At 75.7% G+C, this 15,625-nt stretch carries 14 protein-coding genes; 8 read left to right on the plus strand and 6 right to left on the minus strand.

Features of this window, described 5'->3' with window-relative positions; genetic code table 11:
• Positions 1-153: 153 nt before the first annotated feature.
• The 6 genes from ACZ3IL_RS23975 to ACZ3IL_RS24000 all read left to right on the plus strand — a co-directional run bounded on the left by ACZ3IL_RS23975 (position 154) and on the right by ACZ3IL_RS24000 (position 6,991).
• Positions 154-1,275 (plus strand): aliphatic sulfonate ABC transporter substrate-binding protein, encoded by a 1,122-nt coding sequence (locus tag ACZ3IL_RS23975; RefSeq protein WP_467393214.1) that lies wholly within the window; start codon positions 154-156, stop codon positions 1,273-1,275.
• Between the two features lie 37 nt (positions 1,276-1,312).
• Positions 1,313-2,131: an ABC transporter ATP-binding protein gene (locus tag ACZ3IL_RS23980; protein ID WP_467393216.1), complete on the plus strand. Its 819-nt coding sequence runs from the start codon at positions 1,313-1,315 to the stop codon at positions 2,129-2,131.
• Positions 2,118-3,005: an ABC transporter permease gene (locus ACZ3IL_RS23985; RefSeq protein WP_467393218.1), complete on the plus strand. Its 888-nt coding sequence runs from the start codon at positions 2,118-2,120 to the stop codon at positions 3,003-3,005. Before ACZ3IL_RS23980 ends, ACZ3IL_RS23985 begins: the two co-directional genes overlap by 14 nt.
• 13 nt (positions 3,006-3,018) lie before the next feature.
• Entirely contained in the window at positions 3,019-3,822 is an 804-nt protein-coding gene (locus tag ACZ3IL_RS23990) for a sirohydrochlorin chelatase (protein ID WP_467393220.1), read from the plus strand.
• 402 nt (positions 3,823-4,224) lie between these two features.
• Positions 4,225-5,439, plus strand: coding sequence for a lycopene cyclase family protein (locus tag ACZ3IL_RS23995; RefSeq protein WP_467393222.1), 1,215 nt, complete (start codon positions 4,225-4,227; stop codon positions 5,437-5,439).
• On the plus strand, positions 5,426-6,991 hold the full coding sequence (locus ACZ3IL_RS24000; RefSeq protein WP_467393224.1) for an FAD-dependent oxidoreductase: 1,566 nt from the start codon (positions 5,426-5,428) through the stop codon (positions 6,989-6,991). The genes ACZ3IL_RS23995 and ACZ3IL_RS24000 overlap by 14 nt, the downstream gene beginning before the upstream one ends.
• Before the next feature lie 52 nt (positions 6,992-7,043).
• Here the strand turns inward: ACZ3IL_RS24000 and ACZ3IL_RS24005 are convergent, their stop codons facing one another.
• Genes ACZ3IL_RS24005 through ACZ3IL_RS24020 form a run of 4 tightly spaced genes read right to left on the minus strand, consistent with a single transcriptional unit; the run spans position 7,044 to position 11,957 of the window.
• Positions 7,044-8,051 carry a DUF5914 domain-containing protein gene (locus ACZ3IL_RS24005; protein WP_467393226.1) on the minus strand — a complete coding sequence of 336 codons (1,008 nt, stop codon included), beginning with the start codon at positions 8,049-8,051 and terminating at the stop codon, positions 7,044-7,046.
• Positions 8,048-9,082 carry a phytoene/squalene synthase family protein gene (locus ACZ3IL_RS24010; protein WP_467393228.1) on the minus strand — a complete coding sequence of 345 codons (1,035 nt, stop codon included), beginning with the start codon at positions 9,080-9,082 and terminating at the stop codon, positions 8,048-8,050. The genes ACZ3IL_RS24005 and ACZ3IL_RS24010 overlap by 4 nt, the downstream gene beginning before the upstream one ends.
• Complete coding sequence (gene crtI, locus ACZ3IL_RS24015) at positions 9,079-10,644, minus strand: phytoene desaturase family protein (protein ID WP_467393230.1); 1,566 nt, start codon at positions 10,642-10,644, stop codon at positions 9,079-9,081. Before crtI ends, ACZ3IL_RS24010 begins: the two co-directional genes overlap by 4 nt.
• Positions 10,641-11,957: a polyprenyl synthetase family protein gene (locus ACZ3IL_RS24020; RefSeq protein ID WP_467393232.1), complete on the minus strand. Its 1,317-nt coding sequence runs from the start codon at positions 11,955-11,957 to the stop codon at positions 10,641-10,643. Before ACZ3IL_RS24020 ends, crtI begins: the two co-directional genes overlap by 4 nt.
• A gap of 179 nt (positions 11,958-12,136) precedes the next feature.
• Here ACZ3IL_RS24020 and ACZ3IL_RS24025 point away from each other — a divergent pair, with 179 nt between their 5' ends.
• On the plus strand, positions 12,137-12,844 hold the full coding sequence (locus ACZ3IL_RS24025) for a methyltransferase domain-containing protein (protein ID WP_467393234.1): 708 nt from the start codon (positions 12,137-12,139) through the stop codon (positions 12,842-12,844).
• Positions 12,845-13,076: 232 nt separating this feature from the next.
• On the opposite strand, the gene ACZ3IL_RS24030 is transcribed toward ACZ3IL_RS24025, so the two are convergent.
• Both ACZ3IL_RS24030 and ACZ3IL_RS24035 read right to left on the minus strand, forming a co-directional pair.
• Complete coding sequence (locus ACZ3IL_RS24030) at positions 13,077-13,826, minus strand: mycothiol-dependent nitroreductase Rv2466c family protein (RefSeq protein ID WP_467393236.1); 750 nt, start codon at positions 13,824-13,826, stop codon at positions 13,077-13,079.
• A 74-nt stretch (positions 13,827-13,900) separates the two neighbouring features.
• Positions 13,901-14,455 carry a DUF1697 domain-containing protein gene (locus ACZ3IL_RS24035; RefSeq protein WP_467393238.1) on the minus strand — a complete coding sequence of 185 codons (555 nt, stop codon included), beginning with the start codon at positions 14,453-14,455 and terminating at the stop codon, positions 13,901-13,903.
• A gap of 277 nt (positions 14,456-14,732) precedes the next feature.
• On the opposite strand from ACZ3IL_RS24035, the gene ACZ3IL_RS24040 reads away from it, so the two are divergent.
• Positions 14,733-15,590, plus strand: a complete 858-nt coding sequence (locus ACZ3IL_RS24040; protein ID WP_467393240.1) for a phosphotransferase enzyme family protein — start codon at positions 14,733-14,735, stop codon at positions 15,588-15,590.
• Positions 15,591-15,625 lie beyond the last annotated feature (35 nt).

Below are 15,625 nucleotides of genomic sequence, written 5' to 3' on the forward strand. Positions count from 1 at the left end.
TCCGGCGCCCTCGGCTCGGGCATGGGAGGCGTCGCGCGATGTGCGTGCTGACCTCGGCGCACCGCGCCACCGGTACGACCCGGCTCCACCCGCTCCACCCCGAACGACACAAACGCAGACTTCGCAGAAGCTGAATCGAGGGGAACACCTCCCGTGCCTGCCACCACCCGTACCACCCTGCGCCGCGGCCTGACCGCCGCCGCCGTCCTGCCGCTCCTGATCGGCGCGCTCGCCTCCTGCGGCTACGGCTCCGGCGCGAAGAAGGACGACTCGCCGGAGAAGGCCGCGGTCACGCCCGGCGCGAAGAAGCTCTCCGCCCCCGAGGTCCGGCTCGGGTACTTCCCCAACCTGACGCACGCCACCGCGCTGATCGGCGTCCAGGACGGCCTGATCCAGCGGGAGCTGGGCGGCACGGTCCTGAAGCCGCAGACCTTCAACGCCGGTCCCTCCGAGATCGAGGCGCTCAACGGCGGCTCCCTGGACATCGGCTTCATCGGCCCCTCGCCCTCCATCAACGCCTACGTCAAGTCCAAGGGGCGGAACCTGCGGATCATCTCCGGCTCCGCCTCCGGCGGCGTGAAGCTGGTCGTGAACCCGGACCGGATCAAGACCCTCGACGACGTCAGGGGCAAGAGGATCGCCACCCCGCAGAAGGGGAACACGCAGGACGTCGCGCTGCTCAACTGGATCTCCGGGAAGGGCTGGAAGGTCGACCCGGAATCCGGCAAGGGCGACGTCTCGGTCGTCCGCACCGACAACAAGGTGACCCCGGACGCCTTCAAGTCCGGCTCGATCGACGGGGCCTGGGTGCCCGAGCCGACCGCGTCGAAGCTGGTCTCCCAGGGCGGCTCCGTCCTCCTCGACGAGACCTCCCTGTGGCCCGACAAGAAGTTCGTGATCACGAACGTCATCGTGTCGCAGAAGTTCCTCACGGAGCACCCGGACGTCGTCGAGGCCGTGCTCAAGGGGACGGTGAAGACCAACGAGTGGATCAACGCCAACCCGGACAGGGCCAAGGCGTCGGCCAACGCGGCGCTGAAGGCCCTCGGCGGCAAGGCCCTGCCCGGCAAGGTCATCGACCCGGCGTGGCCGAGCATCACGCTCACCGACGACCCGCTGGCCGCGACGCTGAGGACCCAGTCCGAGTGGGCGGTCGCGGCCGGGCTCATCAAGCAGCCCGACCTGTCCGGCATCTACGACCTGACGCTCCTCAACAAGGTGCTGAAGGCCGCCGGCAGGCCCGTGGTCTCCGACGCCGGCCTCGGCGTCAAGTAACCGACGGCGAACCCACGAACCCCAGGAGGTGACGACCATGGCCACGACGCTCGCCAAGGCCCCCGAGGACATCGCGGCGGAGCACGCGCACGCCGCCCGGATCGAGCACGTCTCGAAGTCCTTCCCCGGACCGGCCGGTGCCCAGCTCGTCCTGGACGACGTCAGTCTCGACGTCGCGCCCGGCGAGTTCGTCACCCTCCTGGGGGCATCGGGGTGCGGCAAGTCCACCCTGCTGAACCTGGTGGCCGGGCTCGACCGGCCGTCCCAGGGGTCCATCGTGACCCCGGGCGGCCGGCCCGCCCTGATGTTCCAGGAGCACGCCCTCTTCCCGTGGCTGACCGCGGGAAAGAACATCGAACTGGCCCTGCGGCTGCGCGGGGTGCCCCGGGCCGGGCGCCGGGCGGAGGCGGAACGGCTGCTCGAACTGGTCCGGCTCGGCGGCGCGTACGGCAAGCGGGTGCACGAGCTGTCCGGCGGCATGCGCCAGCGCGTGGCGCTGGCGCGCGCGCTGGCCCAGGACAGCCGGCTGCTGCTGATGGACGAGCCGTTCGCGGCCCTCGACGCCATCACCCGCGACGTGCTGCACGGCGAGCTCACCCGGGTCTGGGAGAACGCGAACGCCGGCGGTTCCGCCACGGGCGGCCTCTCCGTCCTGTTCGTCACCCACAACGTGCGCGAGGCCGTGCGCCTCGCGCAGCGCGTGGTCCTGCTCTCCTCCCGGCCCGGCCGGGTGGCCAAGGAGTGGACCGTGGACATCCCGCAGCCGCGCCGCATCGAGGACGCGGACGTGGCCGAGCTGTCCGTCGAGATCACTGAACACCTGCGTGGGGAGATCCGCCGCCATGGCCAGCACTGACACCGCCGCGAAGGCCGGGCGGGACGACCTCGCCGGTCTGGAGGCCGGACTCGACGCCCTGGACGCGGTCGAGGTCCGCCGCACCCCGGTGCGCGAGGTCCTCGTCGGGAAGGTCCTCCCGCCCACCCTGGCCGTCGTCCTCGTCCTCGCGGTCTGGCAGGTCCTCGTCTCGGCGGGGATCACCGAGGAGACGAAGCTGCCCGCGCCGTCCGCGGTGTGGGACGGCCTGGCCGACATGTGGTTCCAGGGCACCCTCCTGGAAGTCGTCTGGACCAGCGTGTCGCGGGGCCTGGCCGGTTTCCTGCTCGCCCTCGCCATCGGCACCCCGCTGGGCCTGCTGGTGGCCCGGGTGAAGTTCGTGCGCGCCGCGATCGGCCCGATCCTCTCCGGTCTGCAGTCGCTGCCCTCGGTGGCGTGGGTGCCGCCGGCCGTGCTCTGGTTCGGCCTGAACGACGCGATGATGTACACGGTGATCCTGCTGGGCGCCGTCCCCTCCGTCGCCAACGGCCTGGTCTCGGGCGTGGACCAGGTCTCGCCGCTGTTCCTGCGGGCCGGCCGCACCATGGGGGCCACCGGCCTGAGGGGCACCCGGCACGTGGTGCTCCCGGCGGCGCTGCCCGGTTACCTGGCGGGCCTGAAGCAGGGCTGGGCGTTCTCCTGGCGCTCGCTGATGGCCGCCGAGATCATCGCCTCCTCCCCCGATCTGGGCCTGGGTCTGGGCCAGTTGCTGGAGAACGGCCGCAACAACATCGACCTGCCCGGCGTGTTCCTGGCGATCCTGCTGATCCTGGTCGTCGGCATCGCGATCGACCTGCTGATCTTCAGTCCGCTGGAGCGGTGGGTGCTCCGCAGCCGCGGCCTGCTGGTGAAGTGAGCCCGGGACCGCCGTGAACCGCCTCGTCCTCCCGCCGCCCGCCGCCGCCCCCGCGGGGAAGCGCCCGGCGCCCGTCCTCCTGGTGATCGCCCACGGCAGCCGCGACCCGCGGCACGCGGCCGCCGTCCGGGCGCTGGTGCGCCGGGCCGGTGCGCTGCGGCCGGAGACGCGCGTGGAGACGGCGTTCCTGGACTTCAACCTGCCGTCGGTGACGGGGGTCCTCGACCGGCTCGCCGCCGAGGGAGCGCGGGACGTGGTGGCGCTGCCGCTCCTCCTGACCAGGGCCTTCCACGCGAAGGCGGACGTCCCCGCCGTCCTGCGGCAGGCCCCCCCGTCGCTGCGGGTGCGCCGGGCGGAGGTCCTGGGACCGTCGCCGCTGCTGATCGCGGCGGTGGAACGGCGGCTGTACGAGGCCGGGCTCGCGCCCGGCGACAAGAGCGCGACCGGGGTCGTCCTGGCCTCGGCGGGCTCCACCGACCCGGAGGCGATCGCGGTGATCGCAGAAACGGCGCGGGAGCTGCGGCGCACCGGCTGGTGCTCCGTGCGGCCCGCGTTCGCCTCCGCCGTGACCGCGGGGGGCCCGTCCCGCACGGAGGACGCCGTACGGGCCCTGCGCGCCGAGCCGGGCGTCCGGCGGGTGGCGGTCGCCCCGTACGTGATCGCGCCGGGGCGCCTCCCGGACCGGATCGCCGCCGGGGCGTCGGAGGCGGACGTCCTGGCCGGCGTCCTCGGCCCCTCCCCCGAACTGGCCCGGCTGCTCCTGGAGCGGTACGACGGGGCGGTACGGGCGGCCGGACGGGTGGCGGCGGCCGGCTGAGCCGGTGTCCGCCGGCCGCCCGGACGGGTGACCGTGCCCGCCGCTCCGGCTCCGCGCGGGCCCCGGAGCGCCGTGCGCCTCGCGACCCGCTCGTCCGTCGGGAACCCGGACGCCCTCCCGCGCCTCCCACCGCCCCTTTCCGCACTTCCCGGCGTCCTTCCCCGCGCCCCACCGCCCCTTCCCCGCCGTCCCCTCCCGCGCCTTCCGACGTCCTCTCCCCCTCCTCCCGTCCTTCCCGCGGCCCCTTCCGCGATCCGCCGCATCCGGCGCCCGGGGGTGGGCCGAATGCAGTACGGCGGTACGGATCGTGCCGCGATCCCGGGTAGGTCCACCGCGACCCCTGCCGGGGAGCCGTACCGGAGCCCCTTCGGGGAGACGTGAGAAAGGTGGTGACGAGCGACCATGGCCGCCGGCACCGACGTGATCGTCATCGGGGCCGGCGCGGCCGGCCTCTCCCTCGCCTGGCGCCTCCTCGCCCCTCCGGAGGGCGTGCCCGTCCCCCGCGTCACCCTCGTCGAGGCGCCGCCGGGTCCCCTGCGGCCCCCGGAGCGCACCTGGTGCTTCTGGGAGGCCGGGCCCGGTCCGTACGAACCGCTCCTGACGAGGAGCTGGGACAGGCTGCGCGTGCGGGGCCCGGACGGCTCCGGTCCCGTGCGCTCCCTCGGCGGACTGCGGTACAAGATGCTCCGTTCCGACGCCTTCGAGCGGGGGCTGCGGGCGCGGCTGGCCGGGCTGCACAGGGTCGAGGCCACCGTCGAGGAGGTCGCCGACGGGCCGGACGGCGCCGTCGTCACCTGCCGGGGGGCCGACGGCACCGTCGCCCGGCTCCGCGCCGCGTGGGCCTTCGACTCCCGCCCGCCCGCCGTGCGTCCCCCCGCCCGCGTCGCCCTGCTCCAGCACTTCCGGGGCTGGTTCGTCCGGGCCGACCGGCCGGTGTTCGCGCCGGACGTGGTCGAGCTGATGGACTTCCGCACGCCCCAGCCCGCGCACGGCCTCTCCTTCGGGTACGTCCTCCCCACCGGTCCGCACGAAGCGCTCGTCGAGTACACCGAGTTCGGCCGGGCCCCGCTGGCGTCCGCCGCCTACGACCGGGCCCTGGCCCGTTACACCGGGGACGTCCTGCGGCTCGGTTCCTTCCGGGTCCTCGCCACCGAGCAGGGGGCCATCCCGATGACCGACGGCCGTCATCCCCGCCGGGCCGGCCGGCACGTCTTCCGCGTCGGCGCGGCCGGCGGGGCCGTCCGCCCCTCCACCGGATACGCCTTCGCGGCGATCCAGCGCCAGTCCCGGGCGGTCGCGGACGCCGTGCACCGGGGCAGGTGTCCGGAGCCCCCGCCGGCGCACTCCGCCCGGGCGCTCGCGATGGACGCCGTCCTGCTGCGGGGCCTCGACACGGGGCGCCTCGACGGGCCCTCCTTCTTCGCGCGGCTCTTCGCGCACGTCCCCTGCGAACGGCTGCTCCGTTTCCTGGACGGCGTCACCGCCCCGTCCGAGGAGTTCAGCGTCGGACTCCACACGCCCGTCCCCGCCATGCTGCGCACGGCGGCCGAACTCCCCTTTCTCCCCCGGCGCGTCAGGCCGGAACGGCACGAGGAGCCCATCGATGACCAGCCGTGAACGCCGCCCCGCCCCGGTCCCGCGCCGGGGGCGCGACCGCAGGGCCGTCGTCGTCCCCGCCCACCGGGGGCGGGCGACGGCGGGCCGGGACGCCCCGCGCTGCGCCGTCGTCGGCGGCGGCATCGCGGGCCTCGCCGCCGCGACCGTCCTGGCGGAGCGCGGGGTCCGCGTGACCCTGTACGAGCGCGAGGGGACGCTCGGCGGCCGGCTCGCCGGATGGCCCGTCGAGCTCACGGACGGTTCCTCCGTGACGATGAGCCGGGGTTTCCACGCCTTCTTCCGCCAGTACTACAACCTGCGCGGACTGCTCCGGCGCACCGATCCGGGGCTCGAACGGCTCCGGCCGCTGCCCGACTACCCCCTGCGCCACAGCTCCGGCCTGTACGACGGTTTCGCGCGCGTCCCCCGCACCCCGCCCTGGAGCGCCGTGGGTTTCGCCGCGCTCAGCCCCAGTTTCGGCCTGCGGGACCTCGTCCGGATGAACCCCCGCGCGGCGCTGCCGCTCCTGGACGTCGGGCTGCCCGGCCTCCACCGCCGGTACGACGGGATCAGCGCCCGCGAACTGCTCGACCGCGTCCGTTTCCCGGAGCGTGCCCGGCACCTCGCCTTCGAGGTGTTCTCGCGGAGCTTCTTCGCCGACCCCGGGGACCTCTCGGCGGCCGAACTCGCCCTGATGTTCCACATCTACTTCCTGGGTTCCTCCGAGGGGCTCCTGTTCGACGTGCCCGACGAGCCCTATCCGCAGGCCCTGTGGGACCCCCTCGCCCGCTATCTCGAAGGGCACGGCGCCGACATCCGCACGGGTGCCCCCGTCACCCGCGTCGAGGCCGCGCCGGGCGGCGGCCACCTCGTCCACGGCCCGGCCGGCGCGGAACACGCCGACGCGCTCGTCCTCGCCCTCGACACCGGGGGGCTGCGGGCCGTCGCGGCGGCCTCGCCCACGCTGTGCGACGACGCCTGGCGCTCCCGGGTCGCCGGGCTCCGCACGGCCCCGCCCTTCCTGGTCACCAGGCTCTGGCTCGACCGTCCCGTGGCGCCGGACCGCCCCGGGTTCCTCGGGACCAGCGGGTACGGGCCCCTGGACAACATCAGCGTCCTCGGCGCGTGGGAGGGCGAGGCCGCCCGCTGGTCCGCGAAGACCGGCGGGTCCGTGGTGGAGCTCCACGCCTACGCGGCGGACCCGGCCGCCGGGCCGGACCCGGTCGCGCGGGAGGTGGTCGAGCAGCTCCACCGCGTCTACCCCGAGACGGCCGCCGCGCGGATCGTGGACCGGCGCGACGAGTGGCGGCGGGACTGTCCGCTCTTCGCGGTCGGCGGCCACGCCGGGCGGCCGACGGTGTCCACCCCCGACCCCACCGTGACCGTCGCCGGCGACCTGGTCCGCACCGACCTCCCGGTGGCCCTGATGGAACGGGCCGCCACCACGGGCTTCCTCGCGGCCAACGCGCACCTGCGGCGCTGGGGCCTGCGGGGGCAGACGCTGTGGACGGTGCCGCGGCGGGGCCGGTCGGCCCTCCTGAGGGGGCTGGCCCGCGCGTACGGGGAGTACTGAGCGGGCCGGGGCCCGGGGCGCCGTGGACGGGCGGTCCCGGGCCGGGCGCGGCTCAGCCCGGGAAGAGGCCCCGGGCCCGCAGGGCCCACCGCCGTTCCGCGTAGGCCAGGTCGTCGCGCCACAGGCGGCCCGCCGCCGCCCGCATCGCCGGGCGCAGCAGCGGCGCCGCCAGGCGGGCGACGGCGAACCCCGGGCGGTCCGAGTCCGCGACGACGGCCTCCACCACGGCGGTGCGCGGACGCGCCGCCCCCGGGGGCGTCAGGGGCGTCGCGTGCGTCTCGACCACCGAGCCCGTCCCCTCGCCCGCCACGATCCGCATGACGACCGTCCGGGGGCCGGGCGCGGTGAACACGGCCCGGACCGGCACCACGACGCGCCCGGCCACCTTGAACGACACGTCCACCACCAGTTCGTCGTCCTCGTCCGTGGGGGTCCGCACCACCTCCAGGTCCACGAACGAGTAGGGGTGGAGCCACGCGCCGTGCCAGGGGTCGAGCCGGTTGGCGACGACGTCCTCCGGTTCGCACGTCCCCACGCCCGTGTAGACGGCGTCCACCGCCCCGGCGGCCGGGGGGCGTCCGGGCACGGGGGGCCGTTCCGTCGGGGTTCCGCCGCCCACCCGGTCCAGCCTGACCCACAGCAGCACCCCGTCGTCGTACGCGGGCCACGGCGACCAGCCCGCGAAGGGGCCGCCGTCCAGGGCGAGTCCGTGCCAGTGGCAGATCAGCGTCCCGCACCGCACGGCGCTGTCCTTCAGGGGCGCCCCCAGGTGCGGGCAGGCGCCCGGGCCCGCGCGGGGCCGTCCCTCCCGGTCGCGCCAGAGGACGATCTCGGTGCCCGCCACGGTCCGCCCGAGCGGCCCGCCGTCCGCCAGGTCGCGACTGCCGCCGACGACGTACCAGTTGCCCGTGGGCCGCCGTCCGGCCCGGGCCAGCGCCCCGGCGATCAGCGCCGGGGAGGCATCGCGCCACGTGGGCCGCTGCCGTTCCCACGGGACGGCGTCCCGGCGCAGCCGCAGCGGCACCGGTGTCCGGCGTCCCGGCCTCCTCCCCGCGCTCACCTCGGGTCGCCTCCCGCCGCGCGGTCCAGGTCCGCCCCGTTCCGCACCGGGACGTCCCGTCCCCCGCCCGGGACGTCCGCCGGGTACGGGACGGCGCGGCGCGGCAGGGCGCGGGCGGCGAGGGCGCCCACCAGGCCGCGCGCCGCGACGGACGCCCTGCGGCGGCGGCCGACGACGGCCCTGCGGTGCACCACCGCGTACCCGTCCCTCTCGATGGCGCCCAGGATGTCGCCGTACAGCACGAAGGCGGCCCGCACGCACGGCACCGACACGGGGGCGAGGCGGGCGATGCCCGGTTCCGCCTCGCGGTAGACGTCCCGGGTCAGCGCGGCGGCGGCCCTAAGGGCGGCGGTGATGCGCGTGTCCCGGGAGCCGGTGAGCCTGCTCCACGCCAGCAGGTCGGCGTCGACCCCGTGCGCGGCGAGCAGGTCGGCGGGGAGGTACACGCGGCCCCGGTCCAGGTCCTCCCCGACGTCCCGGAGGAAGTTGGTGAGCTGGAACGCCCGCCCGAGCGCCGCCGCGTACGGCTCCGCCTCCGCGCGGGGGACGACGGTGCCCAGGACGGGGACCATCTGGAGGCCGATGACGGCGGCGGAGCCGTGCATGTAGGCCTGGAGGTCGGCGTACGTGGCGTACCGGCGGACCGTCAGGTCACTGCGCATCGACGCCAGGAAGTCGGAGAAGTGGCGGGCGGGGATGGCGTACCGGGCGCGGGTGTCGGCCGCGGCGAGGACCACCGGTTCCCGGACCCCGCCGCCCCGGAGGGCGGTCCGCCACTGCTCCTCCAGGTTCCGCAGCGCGGTGGAGCGCTGTTCCGTCGTCGCGCCGGGCCCCAGGTCGTCGACGATGTCGTCGGCGCGCCGCGCGAAGCCGTACAGCGCGTGCACGGCGGCCCGCCGGTCGACGGGGAGCAGCCGGGTGGCCAGGAAGTACGTCCTGCCGTGCCGTGCGTTCAGCCGCCGGCAGACGGTGTACGCGGCCCGCAGGCGCGGGTCGGTGATGCCCGCCGCGTCCAGTTCCCGGGCGGTCACCGCGCCGCTCCGTCCACGCGGGCGCGCGCCGGTGCGCGGTGCGTTCCCGTCCCGGGTCCCGCGGGGCCCCCGCCGCCCCGGGTCCGGCCGCCGGTGACGCGCGCGGCGGCGAGCTTCCCGGAGAGCAGGACCGTGGGGACGCCCACGCCGGGCGTGGTGCCGCAGCCGGCCAGGACGGCGTTGGCGGTGCCGCGCACGAGGTTGCGCGGCCGGAAGGGGCCCGTCTGGGCGAAGGTGTGGGCGGCGGAGAAGGGGGTGCCGGCCGCGTGGCCCAGGGCCGTCCAGTCGGCCGGGGTCACCAGGGACTCCTCCTCGATCGACGCGCCGAGGCCGTCGAGTCCCCGGCGTTCGAGCGCGCGGACGAGCGCGTCGCGGTAGCGCGGGCCGAGTTCGCCCCAGTGGACCGCGTCCGGGCCGGTCCGGGTGTTCGGGCACGGCGCGAGGACGTAGTGCAGGTGGCGGCCGGGCGGGGCGAGGGACGGATCGGTGGCCGTGGGCCGGGTGACCAGCAGGGAGGGGTCGCTCATCAGGCACCCCCGGTCGATCAGTTCGTCGAAGGTGTCCTCCCACGCCCCGCCGAAGGAGAGGGTGTGGTGGGCCAGCAGGTCCCACGTCCGGTCCGTCCCCACGTGGAGCACGACGGCGCTCGGGGAGTGCCGCAGCCGGACGGGCCGCCGGGGGCCGCGTCCGAGGAGGCCGTAGGCGACGGGCAGGTCGGGGGTGAGGACCACCGCGTCGCAGGGAATCCGGTCGTGCCCGGTGATCACGGCGGTGATCCGCTCGCCCCGGCGTTCGAGCGCGGTGACCGGTTCGTCGTACCGGACCGTGCCGCCGGCCCGGGTCACCGCGTCCGCCATGGCCGCCGGTACGGCGTGCATGCCGCCGCGCGGGAAGTACACGCCGGCGACCGTGTCCATGTAGGAGATCACCGCGTAGGCGGCCAGCGCCCGCGAGGGCGACACCCCGGCGTACAGGGCCTGGAAGGAGAAGACGCGCCGCAGCCGCTCGTCCGACAGGAACCGCGCCACGGCGCCGTCGAGCCGTCCGAAGCCGCCGAGGGCGGCGAGCCGCGCGAGATCGGGGTGGAGGAGCCGCAGGGGGGAGTCGAAGTTGGTGTCGATGAAGCGGCGCATCTGGACCGCGTACAGCTCCTCCAGCCACCGGCGCAGCCTCCGGTACCCCGCGGCCTCGCGGGCGCCGGCGAAGGCGGTGACCTCCGCCTCCATGGCCTCGGCTCCGGTGTGCACGTCGAGGCGGGTGCCGTCGGCGAACAGCGCCCGGTAGGCCGGGTGGAGCGGGACGAGTTCGACCCGTTCGCGCAGGGAGTCCCCCACCGCCCGGAAGGCCTCGTCCAGGATGTCGGGCATGGTGAGGACGGTCGGGCCGGTGTCCGTCCGGTAGCCGCCGAGGTCGCGCCGGCCGGCCCGCCCGCCCGGGAGCGGGTCGCGCTCGACGACGGTCACCCGGCGTCCGGCGCCGAGGAGGTGGAGGGCGGCGGCGAGCCCGGCGAGCCCCGCGCCCACCACGACGACGTGGTCCGTGGGCCCCGTGACGGTCCTCAACGGGCCTCTCCGATCAGTACGGGCACGGGGCCGGTGGTGGCAGTGGTGACGGTGGCGGGGTCTGTGGTGGTGGGGGCGGTGGCGGCGGTCGCGGGGGCAGCGACGGTCGCGGGGCCGCCGGCAGGGGCGGTGGCGTTCGCGGGGGCGGTGGCGGTCGCGGGGCCGCCGACGGGGGTGGTCGCGGGGGCGGGTTCCAGGCCGCAGGCCCTCCTGAAGAGCGCCCCGATCCGGTCGGCGGCCTCCGGCGAGAGCCCGGTGCGCACCACCGCCTCCGCGCCCAGGCCGCACAGCTCCTCGATCCGCCGGGCGACCCGGTCCCGGGCCCCGCACGCGACGAGCAGGTCGAGGACCCGGCTCACGTCCTCCTCGGTCGTACGGGTGCCGGTGGCACGCGGGCCGGCCGGGCCGGGTCCGCCGGTGATCCTCTCCAGGAGCCCGAGTCCCGCACGGTCCCCCAGTTCGGCGCACCGTTCCCTGGCGACGGCCAGGAGGTACGTCGCCCTGCCCTCCCGGACGTCCTCCCCGACCGGCTTCCCCGTGGCCGCGGGGTCGCCGAAGGCCCCCCGTACGTCGTCGTACAGCTGGAAGGCGAGCCCGGCGGACCTGCCCGCCTCCCGGAGGCCGCGGGCCGTGTCCCCGGACGCGCCCGCCAACGTCGCCCCCAGGGCCAGGGGGTGCCCCACGGAGTAGAGCGCCGTCTTCAGGACGGCCGTCCGCTCCGCCCGTCCGGCCGAGCCGTCGCCCGTGGCGCGGGCCCGCAGGTCGAGGTACTGGCCCGCCACCATCTCCGTGCGCATCGCCCGCCAGACGGCGGCCGCCCGGGCCGCCGGGCGGATTCCGTCGACGGACTCCGCGAAGACGTCGTCGGCCCAGGCCAGGGCCAGGTCGCCGGCCAGGACGGCGGCGGCGGAGCCGAACGTGCCGCAGGGCAGCTCGCGTTCCCGCGTGCCGAACCGCGCGTCCAGCGCGACGTGCACGGCGGGCCGCCCCCTCCGCAGGGGCGAGCCGTCCATCACGTCGTCGTGGATCAGGGCGCAGGCCTGGACGAGTTCGAGCGCCGCCGCGACGCCCAGGGCCGGCGGTGTCTCGGCGGCCCCGCCGCCGCAGCCCCGCATCGCCCACCACAGGAACTCGGCGCGCAACCGGCGGCCTCCCGTCAGCGCGAAGTCCGCCACCCGGCCGGCGATGTCGGACGCGAACTCCGGGTCGACGTCCGGCGCCTCCTCCGTGCGCCGTCCGAGCACGGCCACGAGGTGCGTCCCGACGGCGGAGGGCACGTCGTTGTCGACATGGAGTGGATCGAGTACGCGCATGGGGTCATCCCTCGCTGGCGGGCGGCATCGCTTCGGGCTTCACGGGTCATTCAGTACCGCCGACGGGATCGGATGCACCGTTCCTTGAGCCGTCCAGCCCAATCCCCACCCGGTGGCGCCCCCGGCGGCGCGGGTCATGGGCGACACTGCGGGCGACACCCCCGGCGGAGGAGCAGACCATGTCCTTGTTGCGAGACGCCGACCTCGCCCACGCCTTCGACCACGCCTCGCGGACGTACGACCGGATGACGTCGGCGAGCCCCGGCTACCACCGGCACCTGCTCCGCTCGGCCCGCCGCCTCGCCCTGCCGGACGGCGGGCGGGGCAGGTCGGTCCTGGACCTCGGCTGCGGCACGGGGGCGTCGACCCGGGCGCTGCTGCGGGCCGCGCCCGGGGCCTCGGTCACGGGCGTCGACGCGTCCGCCGGGATGCTCGACCGGGCGCTCCGCAAGTCGTGGCCCCCGGGGGTCTCCTTCGTGCACGCCTCCGTGGAGGACATGGCCGGGGCGGGGGTGAGCGGCCCGTACGACGCGGTCTTCGCCGCCTATCTCTTCCGCAACGTCGCGGACCCGGACGACGTGCTCGGCCGGGTCCGCGGGCTCCTCCGCCCGGGCGGGCGCCTGGTCGTCCACGAGTACGCCCTCGGCGGCCGGGCCCTCCACCGGGCGGTGTGGTCGGCGGTGATGGGCGCGGTCGTCCTGCCGTGGGGCCGCCGCCACGGGGACGGGGCGCTCTACCGCCATCTGTGGCGCAGCGTCCTCGACTTCGACACCGCGCCCGCCTTCGCCGGCCGGCTGCGCCGCGCGGGCTTCGACGGTGTGCGGGTCCTTCCGCAGCCGGGATGGCAGACGGGCATCACCCACACGTTCGTGGGGTTCCGGCCCTAGGGAAGGCGCCGAAGGGTTCCGCCTGTCCTCCGGGGGCGCCCCCTCGCCTCCCGGCAGGCGCGCCACGTGGCGTGCCCCTCCGGCGCGGGCTCGGGCACGTGGCCCAGGGCGCGGGACCAGAACTCCACCGTTCTCCGCGGGTCGGAACAGTCGATCGTCGGCCGCACGGTCGTCTCCGTGCCGGGAGCCTCCCGGACGGGTCCGACAACCGGTCCGCCCTCGCGGCGGGAGGCTAACCGAAGTCGAGGCTTCCGGTGCGGGTGCGCTTGAGTTCGAAGAGGTCGGGGTGGGAGGCCAGGACCCGGAAGGAGTCGAAGAGTTCGGCCGCGCGCTCGCCCCGGGGGATGGCGCGCAGGACCGGGCCGAACCAGGCCGTGCCGTCGACGTGGAGCGTCGGGGTGCCGACGTACGCCCCGGCGTCGGGGTCCTTCCCGGCGTCGTGGCTGCGGCGGACCGCGTCGTCGTACGACGGGTCGTGGGCGGCGTCGGCGAGTCCGGCCGGAAGGCCGAGTTCGGCGAGCGATTCGGTGATCACGGCGTCGAAGTCCTTCCGCTTCCCCTCGTGGATGCGGGTTCCGTACGCGGTGTAGAGCGGGCGCAGGACCTCCTCGCCGTGCCGTTCGGCGGCGGCGGCCGCCACGCGCACCGGGCCGATCGAGGCGTCGACGAGTTCCCGGTACCAGTCGGGGAGTTCGTTGCCCTCGTTGTGGAAGTACAGGCTCATGACGCGGAAGCGGACGTCGATGTCGCGGTGGCGCTCGACCTCCAGGATCCAGCGGGAGGTGATCCAGGCGAAGGGGCAGGCGGGGTCGAAGTAGAAGTCGACGGTGGTACGGGGCCGGGTCCCGGCGCTCCGGGCGCCCGGCGCGTCCTGGGCGCTCCGGGTGTCCTCGGTGCTGGTGGTGCTGGTGCTGTCGGTGCTGTCGGTGCTGTCGGTGCCGGCGGTGTTCTCGGTGCTCCGGGTGTTCTCGGTGGTCGTCATGCGGTCGAATCTAGTGGGCGGGTGGCCCGCTTCGGTGGTCCATTCGGGAGCTTTCGGAATGGGCCACTTCGCCGTCACTCCTCCCGGGTCATCTCCACCAGCTTGAGGACCGTGTTCCAGTTGCGCGCGGTGACCACGAGCCCCTTGGTGAGGGCGGGCCGGGAGACCGCGCCGCCCAGCGCGGAGGTGCCGAGGCCCCCGGGGGCGTAGAGGTAGAGGACCCGGTCCCCGAGGGCGAAGTCCTCCGGACGGTAGGCCTCCCGGTCGATCGCGGCGAAGCGTCCGGGGTCCGGGGGTCCCGAGAGATAGAAGGCGTGCAGCTGCCTTCCCTCCAGTTCGGCGGCGGGGAACGGGCAGGCCTCCGCGACGGCCGCGAGGTAGGCGCCGTCGCGGACGAGGCAGTCGACGCGGAACCCGAAGCGCTCCTCGATCGCGTCTTCGAGCGCGGCCGTCACCTCCTCCTCGGAGGCGGCCGAACCGGCGGTGAAGACGGCGTTCCCGCTCTGGAGATGGGTACGGACGTTCCGGTGGCCGAGGCCTTCGAGGAGGGTCCGGAGTTCCGCCATGGGGACCTTCCGGCGCCCGCTCACGTTGATGCCCCGGAGCAGGGCCGCGTACGTCTGCGTCATGCCCCCAATCTAGAGGGGACCACCGCGCCTCGTGGGGGCCACCGCGCCTCGTGGGGGGCGGCGCGGTGGCCGGTTCGAACACTGTCCGACGGAGGGAGCGGAGAGAAGGCCCGTCACCCTTCTGTGACTTGTTCAACAAGGTTTCGTAATGGCGGGGCGGGCGCGAACCGTTCATTTCCGCTGATAGCGGGCCGGTGTCCGATCGCCGTCCGGTCCGGGGGTCGGACCGGACGGATGGGAGACTTTGGCGCGAACACACGGGTGGAGGGAGAGAGTGATGGACGAGGCGCGGGCACGGGAGATCCTGGACGGGGCGGGGCTGCCGGCCGGGGAGGCCCGGCTCCTGGCCCTCGGGGAGAACGCGGTCTTCGCCGTGGGCGACCTGGTGGCGAAGGTCGGCCGGGACGCCGGACTGCTGGGCCGGGCGGAACGGGAGCTGGCCCTCGCCGCCTGGCTCGCCGGGGCCGGGATTCCGGCGGTGCGGGCGGCGGAGGAGAAGCCCCGTCTCGTGGCGGGGCACCCGGTCACCCTCTGGCACCGGCTGCCCGGGGCGGTCCGGCCGTCCGAGCCGCGTGACCTCGCCCCGCTGCTGCGGCGGGTGCACGCCCTGCCGGAGCCGGAGGACATCGCGCTCCCCCGCCGCGAACTGCTGGGCGGGGTGGAGCGGTGGCTGCGGCTCGCGGGGGACGCGATCGACCCGGCGGACGCGGCCTTCCTGCGCGAGCGGCGCGACTCCTTCGCCCCGGCGGCGGCCGCCCTGACCCCGCACCTGCCGCCGGGCCCGATCCACGGGGACGCGCTTCCCCGGAACGTCCACGTCGGCCCGGACGGCCCGGTCCTGGTCGACCTGGAGACCTTCTCCTCGGACCTGCGCGAGCACGACCTCGTGGTGCTCGCGCTCTCCCGGGACCGGTACGGCCTCGATCCGGCCGCGTACGACGCCTTCACCGGGGCGTACGGCTGGGACGTCCGGGAGTGGGAGGGGTGTGCGGTGCTGCGCGGGGCGCGGGAGACCGCGAGCTGCGCGTGGGTGGCGCAGCACGCGCCGTCGAACCCGGCGGCGCTGGCCGAATTCGAGCGGCGGGTGGCCTCGTTGCGGGACGGCGACCCCACGGTGCGCTGGTACCCGTTCTGATCTCCGCTCCCGCTTCCGGCGCTCTCCGCTCTGCC

The sequence above is a fragment of the Streptomyces sp. NPDC014907 genome, assembly GCF_055562975.1.